This window comes from Microbacterium sp. Se63.02b (assembly GCF_014171575.1).
Lineage (GTDB): Bacteria > Actinomycetota > Actinomycetes > Actinomycetales > Microbacteriaceae > Microbacterium.
The window spans coordinates 4,060,752-4,082,358 of the sequence record NZ_CP050453.1 but is presented as its reverse complement, the minus strand read 5'-3'; the positions used below and the strand labels follow the sequence as shown (position 1 = coordinate 4,082,358).

Sequence of the window (21,607 nt, the reverse complement as noted above, 5' to 3'; positions counted from 1 at the left end):
GACGCTCCGGACGAGGAATCGAGGTGGGGCGACGTGCTGCTCCCCTGTGGATAACTTAGGATGCCACGGTAGTCACCCCGGCTGCGAACGGCAACCTGCCCTTGAAAACACGCGCGCGTGTTGTGCGGGTCGGGCGTGCCTCGGTTGTGGATAATGGCTGTGCGGTTCGTGCGTGCTTCCGGTCGGGGAAGCTCGCAGATTTGCTCTGCGCGCCGGGAGGACGTACCCTAAGTCGGTTGACTTATGCCTTTTTCGGCAGTTCCCCATGTCTCCGGTCGAAGTGAATCCGGTGACAGTATTCCCGGAGTGATTCCATGAGCAAGCGCACCTTCCAGCCCAACAACCGTCGTCGCGCCAAGAAGCACGGCTTCCGTGCCCGCATGCGCACGCGTGCCGGCCGCGGCATCCTCGCTGCCCGTCGCGCGAAGGGCCGCACCGAGCTCTCTGCGTAGTCCGCTGTGCTCGCCCGCCCGTATCGACTGACCCGCGGGAGCGACTATCGTCTGGTCGTTCGACGCGGTTCCCGTTGTGGCGGAGCGCGCGTCATCACCTCGATGTTGGTGACGGGCGAGAGCAGAGCCGTGAGGTTCGGATTCATCATCAGCAAGCAGGTAGGCACCGCAGTGGTGCGCAACACCGTGCGTCGGCGCCTCAAAGCCGTGTGCGCGGAGGCGCTCCCGCGCGTTCCCGAGGGCACGGATGTCGTCATCCGTGCCCTTCCTGCATCCGCGACCGCGACATTCGCGGAACTCCGTGCCGACGTGGATCGCTGTCTTCACAGGCTCACCTCGGCGTCCGCCGTGGTGTCGGCATGACTGCGCTCCCCGCGTCCTCGGTGGGGACCGCGCATCTGCACGCTCAGGACCTGCTTCGCAGCATCCCTGTGATCCCACGCAATCTCGTTCTCGGCTTCCTCGCTGCTTATCGCAAGGTCATCTCGCCGCTGTACGGAGATGTCTGTGCGTATTACCCCAGCTGTTCCGCCTACGCTGTAGGTGCGGTGCAGCAGCACGGCGCGGTGAAGGGGGCGGCGCTCTCGGCATGGCGCATCCTCCGTTGCAACCCCTGGACCAGCGGCGGCGTCGATGACGTCCGGCCGCATGATCACTTCCGCTACGACCTGACCGCACACGGTTTCGTCGTCCCGTCCCGAAAGGACTGACCGGTGGGTCTTGACCTTCTGCTAGCCAGCTCCACTCCCAGCGATGCTCCTGCTGCGGGTGGATTCGATCTGATCGGCACGATCCTCTGGCCCCTGAAGTGGGTCGTCGAGCTGATCCTGGTCGCCTGGCATTGGCTCCTCACGACCGTCGGGCTCCCCGCCGCATCGGGCCTCACCTGGGTGCTCTCGATCGTCGGCCTCGTGATCGTGGTCCGTGCTGCTCTGATCCCGCTTTTCGTGAAGCAGATCAAGAGCCAGCGCAAGATGATGGAAATCGCTCCTGAACTGCGAAAAGTCCAGGAAAAGTACCGGGGTAAGAAGGATCAGCTCTCTCGCGAGGCGATGAGCCGCGAGACCATGGCGCTGTACAAGAAGCACGGTACGACGCCGATGTCGAGCTGTCTGCCGCTCCTCGTGCAGATGCCCATCTTCTTCTCGCTCTACAGCGTGCTCAGCGACGTGAGCAAGCACGCGCGGGACAACGTCGGCGGCGTGGGACTGCTGAGTCCGGAGCTCACCAAAGAGTTCTACGACGCGAAGCTGTTCGGTGTCGCATCGCTGCACGAGACACTCGGCAATGCAGTCGACGCCAAGAACACCACGGCGATCATCATCCTCGTCACGCTCGTGGTTCTCATGATTGCGTCGCAGTTCTTCACCCAGCTGCAGATCATCTCGAAGAACCTGTCGCCCGAAGCCAAGACCGGCCAGGCGTACCAGATGCAGAAGATCATGCTGTACGTGCTGCCCCTGGGATTCATCTTCTCCGGTGTGTTCTTCCCCCTCGGTGTCGTCGTGTACTGGTTCATCTCGAACCTCTGGACCATGGGGCAGCAGTTCCTCGTCATCCGTGAGATGCCCACCCCCGGTTCTGAGGCGGCCAAGGCCCGTGAGGAGCGCCTCGCTCGCAAGGGCAAGGCAATCGATTCCTCGGGCAAGGTCGTGCCCATGGCCGCGTATGAGGCAGAGCAGCAGCGTCTGCTGGAGGAAGCCGAGAAGGCCAAGGCCGAGGCACCGAAGCGTCAGCAGCCTGTGGGCAAGAAGCGTGCGAAGAAGAAGGGGAGCGGTTCATGAGCGAGACCATGACCGAGAACACCGAGCCCACCGTGGCTCAGCTCGAGATTGAGGGCGACGTCGCGGCGGACTACCTCGAAGAGCTTCTCGATATCGCCGACATCGACGGCGACCTGAATCTCGACGTACGTCAGGGCCGTGCCTATGTATCGGTCGAGGCCGAAGGGGAGGGCCTCGCGTTGCTCTCCGCCCCTGACACGGTGCAGGCCCTTCAAGAGCTGACCCGCCTCGCGGTGCAGAGCAAGACCGGCTCGTTCTCGCGGTTGATCCTCGACATCGGCGGCTCTCGAGACACTCGTCGCCGCCAGCTCGAGACGTTGGTCGACGCTGCTGCCGCCAAGCTCGATGAGGGTTCCTCTCAGGCTTCACTGCCGTCCATGTCGAGCTATGAGCGCAAGCTTGTGCATGACATCGCGGCGGACCGTGGTCTGGTTTCCGAATCGTATGGCGAAGGCGCTGACCGCCACACGGTCCTTCGTCGTCGTTGATGTTTCACGTGAAACATCGTTCAGACACGAATTATCATGAGTGATGTAGAAGTCGAGCCTTCTGTCGCCGTCGAGCTCTTCGAGGGACAGATCGAGCAGGCTCGGGCATTCACCGCCGCGCTCGCTCGCGAGGGGGAGGAGCGCGGGCTGATAGGTCCGCTGGAGCTCCCCCGTCTCTGGACGCGGCACATTCTCAACAGTGTGATCGCGGCACCGCTCTTTGATGGTTCTGTGGCGGACATCGGATCCGGAGCCGGCTTGCCGGGTCTCGTTCTTGCGATCGCGCGACCGGACGTGACGTGGACATTGATCGAGCCGATGGAACGTCGTATCACCTGGCTCAATGAGCAGGTCGAGGCGCTAGGACTGAAGAACGTGACGGTGCTTCGTGCCCGCGCGGAGGAGGTCCGTCCGGTAGACGGATTCGATGTCGTGACGGCTCGCGCCGTGAGCGCGTTGCGCACCCTGATTCCTCTGACCGCACCGTTGGTTAGAGATGGAGGGGAGTTGACTCTCCTCAAGGGAATGAACGCGGGCAACGAGATCGAAGCGGCGCAGAAGCAGATTAGGAAGTTCCGTGTCTCGGACGTGCGCGTCGAAGTGCTGGGCGAGGGCGTTCTTCCGGAGATCACGAGAGTGGTTCGCGCACGCGTTCGGTAGCGTCGTCAGCGTGACCAGCGGGGTGTTTCACGTGAAACACCCCGCCTTTTCGTTGGAGTGCGGTGGGGGGGCTCATGTAGTGAGTGCCGTGCCATGTGATGGTGTCGTGGGACAGGGGCCTCGACACGTGCGTGTGGTGAGAATCCGTTTCGGGTGCACGTCGTTGACGCGCGATACGCAGGATGCACACGGTCATGCTCTCGATGTTTCACGTGAAACAACGGAGCCGGTCGACCAATATACGGCTCCGGTCGTGGTGCCGGGCGGATGACATGCGTTGTCGTCGTGAGTGCAAGAGGAGGCGACGACACCTGTCGCGAGCGCAGTGTCTCCACTGGTCGTACCGGCCCTTCTTGAGTTCGTCGGTTTCTACGCGTCTTGAGTCAGCGTCGGGCTGATCTGGCGTCGTGTAGGCCGCAGTCCGTGGGTGGGCGGCTGGCGCACGGATATCGCAGGGAGGATCTGTGTCTGTGTTTCACGTGAAACGGGGGACTGGTGTGTGCCGACTTCTCGCATCACGGTGGATCAGGTGCTCGAGGGGAACCTCCTCGGACTGATACGCGAATCTCGCACCCGTAGGGGCGGCGCCGTGATTGACGTAGCGGTGGGTGCGCTCCGGGGCGCGGCGTCCAGAAGTCGCAATATCGAGCATCGGGATGAGATCGGTGTTTCCGGCGGCGAGTGTGAAGGTGCGCGGGATAGGGCTGACGGATACCTACAGGGCGTGATGGTCGCGTGCGAGGGGGCGATCGGTGTTCCTGGCGTGGAGCGAAGGTGTGTGCAGGGAGGAGCTCGCGGGTACACACAAGGGGTGGCGCTCGTGCGTGAGGATGCGCTCGGGTAGAGCTCGTCGATACCCACAAGGCGGGATGCTCGCCCGTGAGGTGCGCGCGGGTAGAGCACTTCGGTACCCACAGCCCGGGATGCTCGCGTGGGTGGTGGCGAGATGGAGCGTGGGTGTCGGTATGGTGCAGGTGCAGGTGCAGGTGCAGGTGCAGGTGCAGGTGCAGGTGCAGGTGCAGTTGCAGGTGCAGGCGCAGGCGCAGGCGCGATGTGCGGTGCGCGATGTGCGGTGTGCGGTGTGCGCTAATGCGGTGTGCAATGGCGCGGTAGCGCGACGGGACGGAACCCGGTGGCAGCGGGGCGGGGGCGTGGCTGGTGTCGCCCGTCGGTGTCGCAGGTCGGTTGGTGCCGCTTGTGGTGAGTGGTGCCGTGTCACGGCCGACGTCGGGTGTTTCCCCGGTAGTGGGGATCGGGCCTCGAGAGGGAGGAATCGAGACCTTTGTCGTCGACAGGCTGAGGAGATGGAGGGTGTCGTCGTGGGTCGACGTGATCTCGTCGCATCGCGGCGTCGTCGACACGTGGCTGGCTGTACTCTCGCGAGGGGTTGGGCGCTGCCGGTGGTCTCAGTGAGGAAGGGTGACGGGGGAGTCCGCTGGGCTGTGTTCGTCGGACGAGCGAATGTTTCACGTGAAACAGCGGATGTCCCCCGGGTGGAGTGGACATGGAGCGCTGAGGGAGCCATACACATCATCCTTCGCGTGCCGGCCGCTCGCGGTGCTCCGGGAAGCGTTGTCCCGTAAGGCAACGTCGCTGCCAGCGATTAGAGTGGAACGCGGCCCCGAAAGGAGTGGATGTTTCACGTGAAACAGCCCGAGAAGACATCGACGAACGAATCGTTCGGGATGGATACGCCGCTTGCGCGGGAGCTTGCCGATCTTTCCGCGCGACGACGCGTGCTCGAAACCGCGAAAGTGGAGTTCTCCGGAGAGACCCGAGTTTTGACGGTCTCCAACCAGAAGGGCGGCGTCGGGAAGACCACGACGGCCGTGAACATCGCCTCAGCCCTCGCCGGTCTGGGCGCGAAGGTGCTGGTCATCGACCTCGACCCGCAAGGCAATGCCTCCACGGCACTGGGTGTTCCCCATAGTGCGGACGTCCCCAGCGTGTACGACGTTCTGATTGAGGAGTTCCCCCTCGCTGACATCGTGCAGCCGAGTCCGGAAGATCCTAATCTCTTCTGCGCACCGAGCACGATCCACCTTGCGGGAGCAGAGATCGAACTGGTCGCCCAGGTCGCTCGGGAGCACCGTCTCCGTCGCGCACTCGAGGACTACCTCGCCCAGACGCCGATGGATTTCGTGATCATCGATTGCCCACCTTCGCTCGGCCTTCTGACGATCAACGCCTTCACCGCGGCGTCCGAGGTCTTCATCCCGATCCAGTGCGAGTACTACGCGCTCGAGGGACTGAGCCAGCTCCTCGGAAGCATCCAGATGATCCAGAAGCACCTGAATCCCGCGTTGCATCTCTCGACCATCCTGCTGACCATGTTCGACGGCCGAACGCGACTCGCTCAGCAGGTGGCCGAAGAGGTACGAACGCACTTCCCGACCCAGGTGCTGGACACGGTGATCCCGCGCTCCGTCCGCGTGTCGGAGGCCCCGAGTTTCGGACAGACCGTGATCGCCTACGATGGGCAATCCGCCGGCGCGATCGCCTATCGCGAGGCTGCCGTCGAGATCGCGTCGCGGACAGCGACGCAGAGCAAGGAGAAATGATGGCAAAGCGCACTGGACTGGGTCGCGGCATCGGGGCCCTGATCCCCACCGCCGATCAGACGGAGCGTCCCGTCGATGTCTTCTTCCCGGGGGCGAGTCTGAGTAAAGCGGCTGCCGAGGCGGCGGCCGAAGCGCCGGTCGAGGAACCCGACCTGGAGCAAGTCCCGGGAATCCACCTGATTCAAGTGGACCCGAACGCGATCGTGGCGAACCCTCGGCAGCCACGTACGCATTTCGACCCCGATGACCTCGCCGAGTTGGTGCACAGCGTGCGGGAGTTCGGAGTCCTGCAGCCCGTCGTCGTGCGCAAGAACGCCGACGACGAGTACGAACTCATCATGGGGGAGCGGCGCACACGCGCCGCACGCGAAGCGGGCCTCGACGTCATCCCCGCGATCGTCCGCGATACCGCCGACGAGGATCTGCTGCGCGACGCCCTCCTCGAAAACCTCCATCGCTCCGAGCTCAACCCGCTGGAGGAGGCCTCGGCCTATCAGCAGCTCCTCGAGGATTTCGGGATCACGCAGGAGGAACTCGCCACCCGCATCGGACGCTCGCGTCCGCAGATCAGCAACACCATCCGGTTGCTCAAACTCCCGGTGCCGGTGCAGCAGCGCGTCGCGGCCGGCGTGCTCACGGCCGGCCATGCTCGCGCGATCCTCAGCCTCGAGAACCCCGAATCGATGCAGCGCCTCGCCGACAAGGTCGTCAACGAAGACCTCTCGGTGCGCGCCACGGAGCAGGCGGCGAAGTCGCAGCCCTCGGCCTCCACGTCTGCCAAAGCGACGCCCGGTGCACGTCGCGCCTATCTGGATGAAGTCGCGGGGAAGCTCGGCGACCGGTTGAACACGCGCGTGAAGATCAGTCTCGGCGCGCGCAAAGGCCAGGTCACAATCGATTTCGCATCCATTCAGGACCTCAACCGCATCCTGGAAGAGCTCGGCGAAGGCGGCTACGGTTCGACAAGATGAACCGCCGCGGGAAGAACCGGTCGCCTAGACTCGCGACATCTCGACGTTGAGGGGGAATCATGTCACGAGCAGCGGGTCCAGCTGCCATCAAGCGCCGCGTGATCGCAGTGAGCATCGCCGCGGCACTGGGTGGCTTCCTCTTCGGGTTCGACACCGCGGTGATCAACGGGGCCGTCGATGCACTCGCCGGTGACGTCTCGGGGTTCGACCTCGGGACGGCGCTGAAGGGCTTCGCCGTCTCGTCGGCTCTGATCGGATGCGCGGTGGGCGCGTGGTTCGCAGGCCCGGTGTCGAACAAATACGGTCGTATCCCCGTCATGGTCGTCGCGGCGGCGATGTTCTTCGTCTCGGCCATCGGGTCAGGGCTGGCCTTCAGCGTGGTCGACCTGATCATCTGGCGAGTGATCGGCGGACTCGGAGTCGGCGCCGCATCCGTCATCGCTCCCGCATACATCGCCGAGGTATCTCCCGCGGCTATCCGAGGACGTCTCGGTTCTCTGCAGCAACTCGCGATCGTCACCGGTATCTTCGCCGCACTGCTCTCGGACGCGCTCCTGGCCAACATCGCCGGCGCCGCGGATCAGCCGCTGTGGGGTCTCACGGCGTGGCGGTGGATGTTCATGGTCGCGGCGATCCCCGCCCTGGTGTACGGGCTCATGTCGCTGCGGCTCCCGGAGTCGCCGCGATACCTGGTGCGCAAGGGCGAGCTGAAACGGGCTGCCGATGTGCTCGAGACCGTGACCGGGACGATCGACGTCGAAGGGAAGATCAAGGAGATCACGGGGACGATCAACACGGAGCGCTCGGAGTCGTTGCGCGATCTGCGCGGCAACCGTCTCGGGCTCAAGCCGATCGTGTGGATCGGCATCCTGCTGTCGGTCTTCCAGCAGTTCGTCGGCATCAACGTGATCTTCTACTACTCCACGACGCTGTGGCAGTCGGTCGGCTTCGATGAATCCAGTGCGCTCCTGACCTCGGTGATCACCTCGGTGACGAACATCGTCGTGACCATCGTCGCGATCCTGCTGGTCGACAAGATCGGGCGGCGGATCATGCTGCTGGTGGGCTCGGTGGGCATGACCGTGACGCTCGGACTCATGGCTGTCGCGTTCTCGTTCGGAACCCTCGACGCGGAGGGTACCGCGACGCTCCCCGACCCGTGGGCGACCATCGCCTTGATCTGCGCGAACGGGTTCGTGGTGTTCTTCGGCGCGAGCTGGGGGCCGCTCGTCTGGGTGCTTCTCGGCGAGATCTTCCCGAACTCGATCCGCGCGGGTGCACTCGCCGTGGCGGCGGCAGCGCAGTGGGTCGCGAACTTCTTCATCTCGACGACGTTCCCGGCGTTCGCCGAGATCGGCCTCACGTTCGCCTACGGTTTCTACGCTTTCTTCGCCCTCCTGTCGTTCTTCTTCGTCTTCTTCAAAGTCCCGGAGACGAAGGGGAAAGAGCTCGAGGAGATGAGCGAGAACATGACCGTGGAGCGACGGAGAGGCCCCCAGCCGACGTAGGCTTGAAGCATGAGCGAGTCCGTGCAGCGCCGAGCCAGCCTGGAAGTGCTGCGCGCCGAGGCCGCAGACGAACTCGCCGTCCTCATTCAGGAGCGCCTGCTCGGGGGCGAGGACCCGTGGGAGTTCATGGAGGAGCTTCCGAGCGTCGATGAGTTGGTCGTCTACCTCCTGCGCGCGGACAACATCACCGCAAACGACGGCGTGCGCCCCAACGCGGCACGGCACTACCGCGTGCTGCGGCAGATCGCCCTGGAGTACCCCGAGCTGACCCCTGCGGTCTGGGGCCTGCTGGACGAGAAGCAGCGTCACCGCCGCTGGGATCCCACGGTCGCAGACGCCTCCTGATCGGACGACCGCAGAGTCGTGGCCGTCTCGTGCGCCCCTCGGTGAACATGATTTTCATAAATCATGGAACACTGGTAAAAAGGTGACAGCAACGCGGCTGGTGGACTCGAGGTAGAGACCCTCCCGCGTTCACGACACAAGGGAGTTCGTCATGGCACCACGTACCCGCACCGGAGTGGAATGCGCAGCCGCGCGTCCGGACCTCCTGGTGGGTGAGCGCATCGGCCTGCTGACCAACTTCACCGGCACGATGCCCGATCTGTCGAGGAACATCGATGCCCTGGTGTCGGCGGGCGTTCCGCTGCACCATCTCTTCGGACCCGAGCACGGGCTGGATGGTGCGGTCCAGGCGGGCGAGAGCACCTCGATGGACCGCGACGAGCGCTCCGGCCTGCCCTTCAGCGACACCTATCTGACCGAAGGTGCGCTCCTCGACGAGATGATCGAAGCATCCGGGGTCGATGCGCTCGCCTTCGACATGCAGGACATCGGAGTCCGCTTCTACACATATATCTGGACGATGTACGACGCCATGCGCAGCGCGGCACGGCTGGGTCTGCCCTTCACCGTCTTCGACCGCCCGAACCCGCTCGGCGGCGCCGTGCTCAGTGGACCGGGCGTCAGCGAGAGCCGATTCACGAGCTTCGTGGGGCGCAGCGACATCTCGCAGCGTCACGGGCTGACCGCGGGAGAGCTGGCACGGCTGTTCGCCGCACGCGACCTGACGAACGAGGGGCTGAGCCTCGACCTGCACGTCGTCACGATGGAGGGCTGGGATGCCGCGAACGACTGGTCGTCGACCGGTCTCGCCTGGGTGCCGCCGTCTCCGAACATCCCGACCCTCGACTCCGTGTATGCCTTCGCCGGCACCGGGTTGGTCGAAGGAACGACCCTCAGTGAAGGGCGCGGCACCACACGGCCCTTCGAGATGATCGGCGCCCCGTTCCTCCCTGTGGAGTTCGCGGAGACTCTTCGCGGACGCGACCTTCCGGGGGTGCTCGTGAGAGAGATCGCGTTCCAACCGACGTTCCACAAGCATGCGGGGGAGACCGCCAGAGGCGTGCAGCTGCACATCGTCGACCACCGGGCGTTCGACCCCGTCGGCACGGCGCTGGCGATCCTCGAGACCGCGCGGGATCAGGCTCCGGATGACGTTCGCAGCCTGAACGCGGGCGAGCGACTGGATCCGGGGGACACCGGATACGCCCTGGATCGTCTGTGGGGATCCACATCGCTCCGCGAGGCCATCAACGGCACCGGAGAGTTCGCACCGCTGTACCGCGCACCACAGCGTGTCGGCGACGTGTACGACGACACAGTCCTGCTGTACCCGCGCTGAAAAATATTTCCAGAGTGTTAAAGATATTCAAAACTTATTGACATCCCGGCGCCGGTGAATGTAATTTCAATCCATCGTGCCGACGCCGACACCCACCCCCAGGAGCACCCAATGAAGAGCAACATCAGGACCTTCCGTGCCGGCGACGGCCCGGAGATCGCGCAGGCCTGGACCGAGGCGGCGCCCGGAGACGGAATCAGCTACGACCGCTTCCGCGACCTGATCCTGCTCGACCGCAACTTCGACGCGAACGGACTGTTCCTGGCGGAGGAGGACGGATCGATCCTCGGAGCGGTGTACGCCGTCCGCCGCAGGATCGCGGTCGACGCCGACGACCTCGAACCCGAGTCCGGCTGGATCCCCTTCTTCTTCGTCGTCCCGTCCGCCCGCCGCGCCGGGATTGCGACGGCGCTCATGACCGCCGCCAAGAAGTGGCTGCGCAGCCACGGCGTCGAGAAGGTCTACTTCTCGTCGTACACCCCGAACTACTTCCTGCCGGGCCTGGATGCGGAGCGCTACCCCGAAGCCGACGCCTTCCTGCGGTCCATGGGCTTCGAGACGCAGTACACCTCGGTCGCGATGGACCGCACGCTCAACGACTACTCGATGCCGGACGACATCCGTGCGCGTATCGCCGAGCTGCGCGCCCAGGGCTGGACCTTCTTCTCGCCGACCGGCGATGACCTGGTCGATCTCATCGAGGTCGCCGGGACGTTCAACGCCGACTGGTCACGCGGGATCCGCGAGGGGGTGCTCGGGGGACAGTCGCTCGAGCGGATCATGGCGTGCCGCAACCCCGACGGCGTCATGCTCGGCTGGGCCATGCACGGAACCTACGAGAACGTGCTCGAGCGCTTCGGCCCGTTCGGTGTGCTGCCGGAGAGCCGGGGCACGGGCCTCGGAAAGATCCTGCTCCATCTCACGCTCGAACGCATGCGGGCACTCGGCGCCCACAGCGCATGGTTCCTCTGGACCGAGGAGACCTCCGCCGCCGGGCACCTCTACCTCAACACCGGGTTCGAGATCACACGGACCTTCACGATCATGCACGCCCCCACCGCCGCCTAGCGCGGACACACCCGAGAGGAATCACATGAAGTCTGCAGCACAGCGTCGTAGCCGACGCATGGTGACCGCGATCGCGCTCAGCAGCGTGGCCGCGCTCGCACTGGCCGGATGCACGACCGGCGAAGGCGGAGGGGAGGACGGCGTCGTCGAACTCACCTTCCTCAGCCACTACGGCAGCGACCCCTTCAAGACCGGCGTCGGTGCACTGATCGACCAGTGGAACGAGGAGAACCCGGACATCCAGGTCACCTCTCAGGCCGTCAACTTCGACGAGCTGCTCACCACACTCAACGTTCGACAGACCGGTGGGCGCGGCGCGGACATCGTCAGCTCCTACTCGCTGTGGGGCGGACAGCTGCAGGCCAACGGCGTGCTCTCCGCACCGCCGGAGGACGTCGCGAAGGACATCACCGAGAACTACAGCCAGGCCGCGTTGGACTCGGTGACCACCGGTGAGGGAGATCTGCTCGGATACCCGACGGAGTTCAACACGTACGCGCTCTTCTACAACAAGCAGATCCTCGCCGACGCCGGCTACGACGGTCCGCCGAAGACCTGGGATGAGCTGACGGAGATCGCCAACGCGACGACGAAGAAGGACGGCTCGGGCAACACCATCGTCCAGGGCATCTCACTGATCCAGGATGGCGACAACCACACGGTGCACCCGTTCCTGTCGCTGCTGGACTCGGCAGGCGGAGAGTTCCTCGCGCCGGACGGGAAGTCGGCGATGGACGACACCGCCGAAGACGTCATGCAGCTCGAGGCCGATCTCGCCGAGACCGGTGCGACGTCGACGTCGATCATGCCCACCAAGGCGTTCCCGACCGGCGGGGTGGCCATGGCCGTCCAGGCCGGATGGTGGATCGGCAGCCTCAAGGCCTCGATGGGCGACGACTACGCGAACGTCGGTGTCGCGCCCGTGCCGGGGCCGAAGGACGGCGACGTGGGCTCGCTCGCCTACACGTTCTTCACGGGTGTGAACTCCGGCAGCCAGCACCAGGAGGAGGCGTGGAAGTTCCTCAGCTGGTTGAACTCCCACGAGAACGAGGACGGCGTGACCGCGCTCGGTGACTTCCTCGCGACGCAGGGCCTGATCCCGCCGCGCACCACCGACGCGGAGATCCTCGGTCCGAAGTACCTCGCCGAAGAGCCGAACCTCGAGCCGATCTACGCCGCGGCGGAGTACGCCATGGCGGAGTCGAACGCCTCCAACGCCTACGAGGCGAAGACGTCGACGAACACGGCGCTGAACGACATCATCGTCAACGGCGCCGACGTGAAGACCACCTTCTCGAAGCTGGTCAAGGAGATCGACGCCCAGTAGCACCACCGGAGGGCGGGGACACCCGAGTCCCCGCCCTCCGCCAAGACCACTCACTCTCGGAGGGCCGATGGCCAATCCCACACTCATGACGGCGGCGCAAGAAGCCGCCGAGGACACGATGGCGGTCACCGTCGGCACGACGAAGACCAAGCCGAGGGCCCGCAGATTCCGCCGCGAGGCGCGCGCCGGGTACCTGTTCCTGGCGCCCTCCCTGCTGTTCTTCACCGTGTTCCTCATCCTCCCCACGTTCTTCGCGATCTTCCTGTCGCTGTCGACCTGGGGCGGATTCGATCTCACGAAGATCGAGTTCACCGGCTTCCAGAACTACGCCGAGATCCTGCAGCTGGACAGCACGTTCGTCTCGCCGATCCTGGTGAACACGTTCCTGTTCGCGATCATCGCCGTGATCCTGGCGGTGGGCGGATCGGTCGTGGTCGCCCAGCTGATCGAACGGCTGAAGTTCCAGGGGTTCTGGCGATTCCTGTACTTCCTTCCCGTGGTCGCGACCGTGGTCGCCATCGGCAACGTCTGGAAGATGCTCTACCAGCCCGCTGGGCTCATCAACGCTGTGCTGAACGCGGTCGGTGTGAACTCGATCGGATTCCTCTCCGACCCGAATCTCGCACTGCCCTCTGTTGCCGTGGTGCAGGCGTGGGCTTCCATCGGCGCCGCCGTGCTCATCCTCACCGCCGGCATCAAGGGCATCGACAAGACCATGTACGAGGCAGCGGAGATCGACGGCGCGGGGCCGTGGCGCACGTTCTGGAGCATCACGCTGCCGCTGCTGCGCCCGTCGCTCGTGTTCGTCTTCATCACCCAGTGCATCGCGGGGCTCCAGTCCTTCGCGCTGATCATCGTGATGACGAAGGACGGCGGGCCTGCGAACGCCACGAACGTCGCGGCGTTCGAGATGTACCAGCAGGCGTTCAAGTTCGGCGCCTGGGGCACGGCGAGCGCCATGGCGATGGTGCTGTTCCTCATCATCTTCATCATCACGCTGCTCCAGCTGTGGATCAGCCGTCGCACCGGAGGAGACGACTGATGGGCGTCCGCAAGAGCAAGCGTCACCCGTTCCCCTGGATCTCCTACCTCGTGGTCGCGATCGGCGGGGTCATGATGATCGTGCCGTTCTTCGACACGGTATTCAGCTCCCTCAAGGGACCCGGCGAGTACGGCATCTTCCCCTACCGCTTCTTCCCCGAGACGTGGACGTGGGATAACTACACCGCCGCGTTCGAGCAGCTGCAGCTCGACAAGCTGTTCTTCAACAGCGTCGTGGTGACCCTGGTCGTGACGGCATCCGTGCTGATCACCTCGGCCATGGCCGGCTATGCGCTGGCGAAGCTGCGATTCCGAGGGCGGGACGTCATCTTCCGCTTCGTTCTCGCGACCATGATGCTGCCGCCGTTCCTGCTGCTGATCCCCGACTTCCTGATCATGCTGAACTGGCCGCTGGTCGGCGGGAACAACATCCTCGGTCAGGGCGGCTTCGGCGGCATGACGAACAACATCGTCTCGTTGATGCTCCCGTTCCTCGTGAGCGGCTTCGGCATCTTCCTGATGCGGCAGTTCATGGTCGGCGTTCCCGACGAGATGCTCGAGGCCGCCCGCATCGACGGTGCGGGCGAATGGCGACTGTTCTTCAACATCGTGCTCCCGCAGGCGACGCCCGTCGCGATCACGCTGGGTGTCATCACCTTCGTCGGTCAGTGGAACGAGTACATCTGGTCGTCGCTGATCGCCTCGGCCAACCCCGATCTGATGACCCTGCCGGTCGGCATCCAGATGCTGCAGAGCTTCATCGACCCGAACCGCACGATGCCGATCGTGATGGCCGGCATCGTGATCAGCACGCTCCCCGTCCTGATCATCTTCCTCTTCCTGCAGAAGTACTACGTCCGCGGCGTGATGCTCAGCGGGATGAAGTGACCTCGCAGTCCGACGCACCACGAATGGAGCAACACAATGGGTAGGACAGTCCTCGCCATCGGCGGGCACATCGGCGACATGGACCTGACCGCGGGTCCCACTCTCGCCAAGATGGTGCAGGAGGGCGATCGCGCGATCATCCTCGCCTGCACGTACGGGGAGCGCGGACACCCCACGATCAGCCCGGAGGAGTACCGCGTGCAGAAGGTCGCCGAGGGCGAGGCTTTCGCGGCTGCCATCGGCGCGGAGTTCCGTGTGCTCGACTACTCCGACGGCTTCCTGCCCGACGATGATTCGGCGGCGGAGCAGATCGCCGACATCATCCGTCAGGAGAAGCCCGAGATCCTCATCACGCACTGGACCAAGAGCATCCATCGCGACCACGAACGTGCGGCGATCCTCGCCGAGCGCGGCCGCTTCCTCGCGTCGCTCCCGGTGGGCAGCCCGTACGGTCGCCACGGGATCACGCAGTTCCTGCACGCGGACAACTGGGAGGACGCCGAGGGCTTCGCACCCGACATGTACGTCGAGATCCCGGATGCCGCGTATGAGACGTGGCGTGCGGCGATCCAGGGTCAGGCGTTCGCGCGGGGCGAGACCTACGGCTTCCGCTACATCGACTACTACAGCGCCAACATGCTGGCGAAGGGCTGCCTGGCAGGGACCACCCGTGCCTGCGGTTTCGTGGTCGCGGACAAGGGCGCCAAGCTCGCAGGACCGTGAGCTCGATCGCGTCTGCGGAAGGGCCGGAGGGGCGAGCGCTCCTCCGGCCCTTCCGGCGCGGAGACGAGGCGGACCTCGCCGACATCTGCCTGCGCACGGGTGACGGCGGTGCCGACGCCACCGGGCTCTATCGATCCTCGGGGCTTCTCGCCGACATCTTCGTGCTGCCCTACGTCGCGAAGCACCCGGACGCCGCCTTCGTGATCGACGACGGACAGCGCGTCGTCGGCTACGTCGTGTGCGCGCCCGACACGGCAGCGTTCGAACGCTGGTTCCGCTACGAGTGGTGGCCGCCGCGCGAGGAGGGGCACCGCCGCGCGGCGGAGACTCCGCGAAGGACGCCGCGATGCTCCGATACGCCGCGGCGATCGGGGGCGGCCGGTGCCGTTCGTCGACGAGCATCCCGCGCATCTGCACATCGACCTGCTGCCCGAAGCGCAGGGGAGCGGGTGGGGGCGCGCTCTGATCGACGCCCTCGTCCAGGATCTCGGCCGGCGCGGCATTCCGGGGCTGCAACTGACGGCCGGCGGGACGAACACCGGGGCGATCGCCTTCTACCGCCGTATCGGATTCACAGAACTGCGCAGGACACCGGGGGGCGTGACGTTCGGGAGGCCGATCGCCGCTGTGCGCTGAGACCGGGGACGGCAGCAACGTATAATGTTACACCCATGCTATCTCCAGTGGGTACCCAAGGATGACACCGGGGGAGGCGTCTACGCCGTCGAAGCTGGACAGAGGGCGCGATATCGGCGTCGCCGCGCTGATCCTGGTCGGAATGCTGACCATCTTCCTGGCTCCGCCGATCGGATGGACACTCGTCCTGATCGCCGCCGTCTTCGCGGTCGTCGGTCCGTTCGGGCTGAGTCGCACGAATCGTGCCGCCCTGGTGGTGTTCTCCGGTACCGGCATCCTCGAGATCGCGCTCCTGGCGCTGTTCCTTCTGCCCGCAGGCGTCAGGCCGTAGCGGCATGAAGCGATCTCTCGTCGAGCGGACGAAGAGGGCGACATCGTCGACCTCTTAGAGAAGATCACTCTGGAGCGGTCAGCGCTTCTCTGACCCCAACCCCTTATCCCTTCTCCGATTCACGCCCCCACGAAGCGCACGAAGGTCTGCGTAGACGTTGTCTCGAAATCGCACCACGATGACGAGGAGCAGTACAAGGAGGATCGCTGGGCAAGCGACGAGGAGAACCCCCATGAGGACGAGAAGTGTATTCATCGCATTTTCCTGCCTGTTACCGATTGAACCCGGGCAAATTCAACAACGCTCCAGAGGTGATAGAAGGTAACACTATACAACAGGAGGAAGGTCGCGCTCAGTGCTAGTCTCCCCTGCACCGGGACGCAGAAGGGCCGCACCTCCCCGGGAGGTGCGGCCCTTGCGAGTCGGAGGATCAGCCGATGAAGGCGGCGAGGTCCTTCTCGAGCGCGAACTTGGGCTTGGCGCCGATGATGGTCGTCTTGACCTCACCGCCGTCGAAGACCTTCATCGCCGGGATCGACGTGATCTGGTACTTCATCGCGAGTTCAGGGTTCTCGTCGACGTTCAGCTTGAGGATCGTGATCTTGTCGGGGTTGTCGGCCTGGATCTCGTCCAGAACCGGCGCGACCATACGACACGGACCACACCACTCGGCCCAGAAGTCCACCAGCACGGGACCGTCGGCCTGCAGAACGTCCTGCTCCCAGGTCGCCTGGCTCGTAGCCTTTGCACTCATCAGAGTTCTCCTTGATTCGAGGTTCGTCTGCTACAACAGCCGACGAGGGAAAAGTGTTCCCGCCGTGTTCAGGCGGTGAGGATCTCCGCCGCCTCCGCAGCCGGGACCTCCACGGAGGCGTCCTCAAAATCCGCGAGGAAGTGCTCCGCGTCGAGAGCGGCGACGGTGCCTGTGCCGGCAGCCGTGATGGCCTGACGGTACGTCGGGTCGATGACGTCGCCCGCGGCGAACACGCCAGGCACCGAGGTCTTCGACGAGCGGCCGTCGACCCAGATGGTGCCCTCCGGCGTCAGCTCGAGCTTGTCGTGCACGAGGTGCGTGCGGGGGTCGTTGCCGATCGCGATGAACAGACCGTCGAGCGGAAGATCGCTCAGCGTGCCGTCGACCGTGGAGCGCAGCTGCACGCCCGTCACCGAGTCGCCACCGAGGACCTCGGCGACCTCGCTGTTCCACACGAACTCGATCTTCTCGTTCGCGAACGCGCGCTCCTGCATGATCTTCGACGCCCGCAGGGAGTCCTTGCGGTGGATGACGTAGACCTTGTCGGCGAAGCGCGTGAGGAAGGTGGCCTCTTCCATCGCCGAGTCGCCGCCGCCGACGACCGCGATCGTCTTCTGACGGAAGAAGAACCCGTCGCACGTCGCGCACCACGAGACGCCGTAGCCGGACAGACGCTCTTCGCCCTCGATGCCGAGCTTGCGATATGCGGATCCGGTCGCATAGATGAGCGACTGGGTCTCGTGCTCGGCACCGCTGCCGAGGACGACCTTCTTGACCGGGCCGTCGAGCTGCAGCTCGGTGACGTCGTCGTAGACGACCTCGGTGCCGAACTTCTCAGCCTGCTCCTGGAACTTCGCCATCAGCTCAGGACCCTGGATGCCCTCGGGGAAGCCGGGGTAGTTCTCGACCTCGGTGGTGTTCATCAGCTCGCCGCCGACCTCCACCGAGCTCGCGATGAGCAGCGGCTTGAGGTTCGCCCTGGCCGCATAGATGGCAGCCGTGAATCCGGCAGGGCCGGAGCCGATGATGATGACCTGACGCATGTGCTCTCCGTCGTAGAAACTGCGGTCGAATGACCTTCGACTGCTTCAACCCATGGTAACCGCGGGGCATTCCCTCGACAGTGTGCGCCACCGGCCTGGGAGACGGCTCCGTGCGCGGATCAGCGACCGGGGAGGAACCGGCGGACCAGGGCCCCGCCGGCCTTGAGCTCGGGAGCCCGCATCAGGGCGAGGATGGCGACGTACACCACGACCACGACGAAGCCGATGACCGCGGTGGCGAGGGCTCCGAACACCGGGCTTGCCACCATCCATCCCTCGGCACCCCTGCGAGCACGAAGACCCCCACCCGGCGAGACCCGCGGGCACGGCCGCCACGGCGAAGCGACCCACGGCGGCCATCCAGGAGCCGATCTGCAACCCGCCGATCTTGCGATGCAGCAGCCACGTGGCCAGCAGGGTCTGCAGGACGCTCGCGATCGACTGCCCGAGTGCCACGGCGGCCGCCAGCGAGGTGAGCGGGATCACATCGGCCTCGTACAGGGCCCACGCCGCGAGCGTGGTGACGACGATGAGCACGCACTGGACGATCGTGAACCAGAACGGGGTGCGGGTGTCGTCATACGCGTAGAAGGTGCGCTGGACGATGAAGAGGATCGTGAGCGGGATGAGGCTGACGAGATAGCAGAGCAGCACGACCGCTGCCGACTGCGCCGCGCTCGCGGCCGTGACGCCCTCCGCGTCCTTCGTGAAGACGCGGGAGGCGGGCACCGCTGCGGCGGCGACGGCGGCCACGGCGGCCAGGATGAAGAAGAGGAGGGTGCGGATGCTGCGCGAGATGTCGGCACGGACCTCGTCGTGGCGCCCCGCAGCGGCATGCTCGCTGATCTGCGTGAAATAGGGAGTGCCGATCGAGAGCACGATCACCGAGTAGGGCAGCATGAAGATCAGCCAGGCGTTGGCCGTGACCGTCACCGACGCACCGGCGCCGGCAGCCTCGCTGATGATGAATCCCTGCAGCATTCCTGCGGCGAGGCTCGCGAACGCCATGAGGAAGGTCCACCCCGCCAGGCGTCCCACCGCCCCGAGGCCCACGCCGCGCCACCGGAAGTCGGGTTTCAGCGCCAGACCGGTGCGCCGCCAGAACACCAGCAGCACCACGGCCTGCAGAGCGATGCCCAGCGTGGCGGTGCCGCCGAGCGTGTTGATCATGGCCGGGGTCCAGTCGGCGGCATCGGTCGAGACCGGAGCGAACACCGCGCCGAGGATCAGGAACCCGATGATCGAGATGACGTTGTTGACCACCGGGGCCCAGGTGAACGGGCCGAAGATGCGGCGGGCGTTGAGGGCCTCGCCGAGCAGCGCATACAGGCCGTAGAGCAGGATCTGGGGCAGACACCAGTAGGCGAGAGCGGTGGCCAGAGCCAGGATGTCGGGGGTCGCCCGGCCGGCCACCAGATGAACGAGCCAGGGGGCGGCTGCCGTCGCGATGCCGGTGATCACGACCAGGACGACGGTTCCGAGCGTGAACAGCTTGGAGATGAAGGCGTTGCCGCCGTCGACATCTGCGGTCGCCTTCACGATCTGCGGCACGATGACCGCCGTGAGGATGCCCACCGAGATCAGGGAGAAGACGCTGTTCGGAAGCTGGTTCGCGAACGTGAAGGCGTCTGCCGGTCCGGACTTGTACGACCCGATGACCCCGACGAGCACGATGCTCCGCAGCAGTCCCGTCAGACGGGAGACCATGGTGCCCGCTCCGATGATGGCGCTCGCGCGTCCGAGACTATTCACGCCGCTCCTCGGGCTCGGTCGGCTGGGCGGCCGTCTCATCCAGTGCGTCGATCTGCGCCTCGACGGCCGACTCCTCGGCCGCCTCCCGGCGCTTGCGGCGGATGGTGCGGATCACGCCGAGCGCGATCAGCAGCACGGCCAGACCCCCGAAGATGACCAGCCCGATGGTCTCCCACTCCGCACGGACAGCGACCCGGATGGACTGGTCCCCCTGGATCTGCACGCCGGTGGGACTGTACAGGCTCAGGCGGAGGTCGACCTCGCCGCTGCCCACCCGCGCGGACACGGGAACCTTGACCCGTGTCGTGGAGTTCGCCTGCACGACCGTCTCGGTCATGGGCTTGACGTCGAGTCGCGGATCGGTGGGCGACACGAACAGCTGCACCGTCACGGGCCACGGCAGGTCGTTGCGCACCGCGATCGGCAGATCGGCGTTCGCGGTGAGGAGCTGGATCGTGCTGGACGGCGGAATGTTCACGGCGGCGAGAGTCGCCCTGGTGCGTTCCTGATGGGCCGCGACCTTCTCTGTGAACACCGCGGCCGACGTCCCGACCGCCAGCGTGCGAAGGATGCGGATCCGCTCCGGGCTCAACAGCACCTGCGGGTCGGCGAGGATCGACGAGAAAGCCGTGAGAGTGGTCTCGTCGGCCAGGAGGGCACCCACGGCACCCGCTCTCGCAGCATCAGGCGCGTCGGTCACCGTCGCGGCCACCGGAGCGACCGCGCGGAGGGCGGACAGCTCGAACCCGATCGAGTCGGCCGAGGAGATCGCATCGCGCAGCGCATCGGACGTGCGGTCCTCGTCGCGCTCCAACCCGATGAGGAGCGGGGCGCCCGGCGTCGCTCCCTTCGTCAGCTGGAGTCGGGCCGCCGCTTCGGCGAGCAGACGCTGGCGGTCCACCGGGTCCGGCTCGGCCGCGACCTTCGACAGGACGGCGGACGCGGCGGCATCCGTGACGAGGAGGTCCTGGCCGCCCGCCGTGGCGTGAGCGGCGCTGCCCCCGCCGACCGCCGTCGATGACACGATCGTCGTGGTGTCCCCCTCGAGGTATCCCGCGAATGCGGTGAGGTCCTTCTGCGTGAGCGCATCCTGCGGCCACAGGATTCGCGGCAGAGCCCCCTCGATCGCCATGAGCTCTTCGTCGGTGGGGAGAGCGGGGGACTCGGTGGCGCCAGGTGTCGGATCCGCTGTCGCACCCGGATCGGCCGTCGGCGCGACCGTCGCGGGAGTCTGCGGAAGTTCGCCACATCGAGGAACGGGGCCAGTGTCGTCGGCTGCAACAGCGACGGCAGGCCGGCTTGCGCCTGAGCCGCCGCGTCCGCATCGCCGAACTGCAACGCGAATCGGGCGTTCGGCAGTCCATCGAGCCGCACGAGCCACTCCCGCGCGCTCTCCGGGGCCGCGGAGCCGAGCACGCGGATCGCCGCGGGGATCGAGGGGTCGATCGCGAGCACAGCCGTGGTCCCCGCGACGCCGTCGAGCTGCGCGGTCAGGGTGCCCTCAGGGCCTGTCAGGGTGGTGAGTTCCTCGGCCGTGAGCAGAGCACCAGCCTCGGGCGTCGCCGTGATCGGCACGATGACGCCGACCTGGCTGGTCTGTGCCGCGGCCACGACCAGAACGCTCGTCGCACTCGCCTCGATCGGGACCGCGTCGTCGCCGGTCCCTCCGGTCGTCGCGTCGGTGAGTTCGGCACGCAGCGGATACACGCCGGGGCCGAGGCCTTCGAGGGTCGCCTCGGAGAGGAAGACCGTGGCCGTGGCCGACGCGCCGGCATCCACCGCCTCGGTCGCCTCGGTTCCGACGGACGCGAAATCACCCGGGGCCTCGCCGTCGTCGAGCCAGCTCGACACCGCCTCCCCATCGGTCAACGGAGTGCGACTGAGCTCGACCTCGACCTGCCCGGCGGACAGTGTCGCGTCTTCGCCGTTGTCGACC

General features: G+C 65.7%; 21 protein-coding genes and 1 pseudogene. 18 read left to right on the top strand and 4 right to left on the bottom strand.

Annotated features, from left to right (window positions below; all coding sequences use genetic code 11):
- Nucleotides 1-314: 314 nt before the first annotated feature.
- From rpmH to G4G29_RS20340, 18 genes and pseudogenes are all read left to right on the top strand, one after another.
- Nucleotides 315-452 carry a 50S ribosomal protein L34 gene (gene rpmH, locus G4G29_RS20425; RefSeq protein ID WP_013584598.1) on the top strand — a complete coding sequence of 46 codons (138 nt, stop codon included), beginning with the start codon at nucleotides 315-317 and terminating at the stop codon, nucleotides 450-452.
- Nucleotides 453-458: 6 nt separating this feature from the next.
- Nucleotides 459-815 carry a ribonuclease P protein component gene (gene rnpA, locus G4G29_RS20420; protein ID WP_183151384.1) on the top strand — a complete coding sequence of 119 codons (357 nt, stop codon included), beginning with the start codon at nucleotides 459-461 and terminating at the stop codon, nucleotides 813-815.
- Nucleotides 812-1,162 (top strand): membrane protein insertion efficiency factor YidD, encoded by a 351-nt coding sequence (gene yidD, locus G4G29_RS20415; RefSeq protein WP_183151383.1) that lies wholly within the window; start codon nucleotides 812-814, stop codon nucleotides 1,160-1,162. Before rnpA ends, yidD begins: the two co-directional genes overlap by 4 nt.
- A 3-nt stretch (nucleotides 1,163-1,165) precedes the next feature.
- Nucleotides 1,166-2,236: a membrane protein insertase YidC gene (gene yidC / locus G4G29_RS20410; protein ID WP_183151382.1), complete on the top strand. Its 1,071-nt coding sequence runs from the start codon at nucleotides 1,166-1,168 to the stop codon at nucleotides 2,234-2,236.
- Nucleotides 2,233-2,724: a R3H domain-containing nucleic acid-binding protein gene (locus G4G29_RS20405; protein ID WP_183151381.1), complete on the top strand. Its 492-nt coding sequence runs from the start codon at nucleotides 2,233-2,235 to the stop codon at nucleotides 2,722-2,724. Before yidC ends, G4G29_RS20405 begins: the two co-directional genes overlap by 4 nt.
- A pseudogene (gene rsmG, locus G4G29_RS20400) lies at nucleotides 2,681-3,384 on the top strand (16S rRNA (guanine(527)-N(7))-methyltransferase RsmG). Before G4G29_RS20405 ends, rsmG begins: the two are co-directional and overlap by 44 nt.
- 1,634 nt (nucleotides 3,385-5,018) lie before the next feature.
- A complete protein-coding gene (locus tag G4G29_RS20395; RefSeq protein ID WP_244632268.1) occupies nucleotides 5,019-5,945 on the top strand; it encodes a ParA family protein in 927 nt (308 codons plus the stop codon).
- Entirely contained in the window at nucleotides 5,945-6,916 is a 972-nt protein-coding gene (locus tag G4G29_RS20390) for a ParB/RepB/Spo0J family partition protein (RefSeq protein WP_183151379.1), read from the top strand. Before G4G29_RS20395 ends, G4G29_RS20390 begins: the two co-directional genes overlap by 1 nt.
- Nucleotides 6,917-6,975: 59 nt before the next feature.
- Nucleotides 6,976-8,424: a sugar porter family MFS transporter gene (locus G4G29_RS20385; protein ID WP_202045453.1), complete on the top strand. Its 1,449-nt coding sequence runs from the start codon at nucleotides 6,976-6,978 to the stop codon at nucleotides 8,422-8,424.
- A 9-nt stretch (nucleotides 8,425-8,433) separates the two neighbouring features.
- A complete protein-coding gene (locus G4G29_RS20380; RefSeq protein ID WP_183151378.1) occupies nucleotides 8,434-8,769 on the top strand; it encodes a tryptophan synthase subunit alpha in 336 nt (111 codons plus the stop codon).
- A 151-nt stretch (nucleotides 8,770-8,920) separates the two neighbouring features.
- Nucleotides 8,921-10,108 carry a DUF1343 domain-containing protein gene (locus G4G29_RS20375; RefSeq protein WP_183151377.1) on the top strand — a complete coding sequence of 396 codons (1,188 nt, stop codon included), beginning with the start codon at nucleotides 8,921-8,923 and terminating at the stop codon, nucleotides 10,106-10,108.
- Nucleotides 10,109-10,219: 111 nt separating this feature from the next.
- The gene (locus G4G29_RS20370) at nucleotides 10,220-11,176 is read left to right on the top strand and encodes a GNAT family N-acetyltransferase (RefSeq protein WP_183151376.1); all 957 of its coding nucleotides are present in this window, start codon (nucleotides 10,220-10,222) and stop codon (nucleotides 11,174-11,176) included.
- 25 nt (nucleotides 11,177-11,201) lie between these two features.
- Nucleotides 11,202-12,503: an extracellular solute-binding protein gene (locus G4G29_RS20365; protein WP_202045451.1), complete on the top strand. Its 1,302-nt coding sequence runs from the start codon at nucleotides 11,202-11,204 to the stop codon at nucleotides 12,501-12,503.
- A gap of 67 nt (nucleotides 12,504-12,570) precedes the next feature.
- Nucleotides 12,571-13,545 carry a sugar ABC transporter permease gene (locus tag G4G29_RS20360; protein WP_202045441.1) on the top strand — a complete coding sequence of 325 codons (975 nt, stop codon included), beginning with the start codon at nucleotides 12,571-12,573 and terminating at the stop codon, nucleotides 13,543-13,545.
- Nucleotides 13,545-14,432: a carbohydrate ABC transporter permease gene (locus G4G29_RS20355; RefSeq protein ID WP_183151375.1), complete on the top strand. Its 888-nt coding sequence runs from the start codon at nucleotides 13,545-13,547 to the stop codon at nucleotides 14,430-14,432. The genes G4G29_RS20360 and G4G29_RS20355 overlap by 1 nt, the downstream gene beginning before the upstream one ends.
- A 36-nt stretch (nucleotides 14,433-14,468) precedes the next feature.
- Nucleotides 14,469-15,155: a PIG-L family deacetylase gene (locus G4G29_RS20350; protein ID WP_183151374.1), complete on the top strand. Its 687-nt coding sequence runs from the start codon at nucleotides 14,469-14,471 to the stop codon at nucleotides 15,153-15,155.
- A gap of 381 nt (nucleotides 15,156-15,536) precedes the next feature.
- Nucleotides 15,537-15,791: an N-acetyltransferase gene (locus G4G29_RS23240; RefSeq protein ID WP_244632267.1), complete on the top strand. Its 255-nt coding sequence runs from the start codon at nucleotides 15,537-15,539 to the stop codon at nucleotides 15,789-15,791.
- A 61-nt stretch (nucleotides 15,792-15,852) separates the two neighbouring features.
- Nucleotides 15,853-16,122 (top strand): hypothetical protein, encoded by a 270-nt coding sequence (locus G4G29_RS20340; RefSeq protein ID WP_183151373.1) that lies wholly within the window; start codon nucleotides 15,853-15,855, stop codon nucleotides 16,120-16,122.
- Nucleotides 16,123-16,552: 430 nt separating this feature from the next.
- Here G4G29_RS20340 and trxA read toward each other — a convergent pair whose 3' ends face one another.
- From trxA to G4G29_RS23235, 4 genes are all read right to left on the bottom strand, one after another.
- A complete protein-coding gene (gene trxA, locus G4G29_RS20335; RefSeq protein WP_046014687.1) occupies nucleotides 16,553-16,876 on the bottom strand; it encodes a thioredoxin in 324 nt (107 codons plus the stop codon).
- A 68-nt stretch (nucleotides 16,877-16,944) separates the two neighbouring features.
- Entirely contained in the window at nucleotides 16,945-17,919 is a 975-nt protein-coding gene (gene trxB / locus G4G29_RS20330; protein WP_183151372.1) for a thioredoxin-disulfide reductase, read from the bottom strand.
- Nucleotides 17,920-17,964: 45 nt separating this feature from the next.
- Entirely contained in the window at nucleotides 17,965-19,671 is a 1,707-nt protein-coding gene (locus G4G29_RS20325; protein ID WP_244632266.1) for a lipid II flippase MurJ, read from the bottom strand.
- Entirely contained in the window at nucleotides 19,664-20,803 is a 1,140-nt protein-coding gene (locus G4G29_RS23235) for a DUF6049 family protein (protein WP_244632265.1), read from the bottom strand. The genes G4G29_RS20325 and G4G29_RS23235 overlap by 8 nt, the downstream gene beginning before the upstream one ends.
- Nucleotides 20,804-21,607 lie beyond the last annotated feature (804 nt).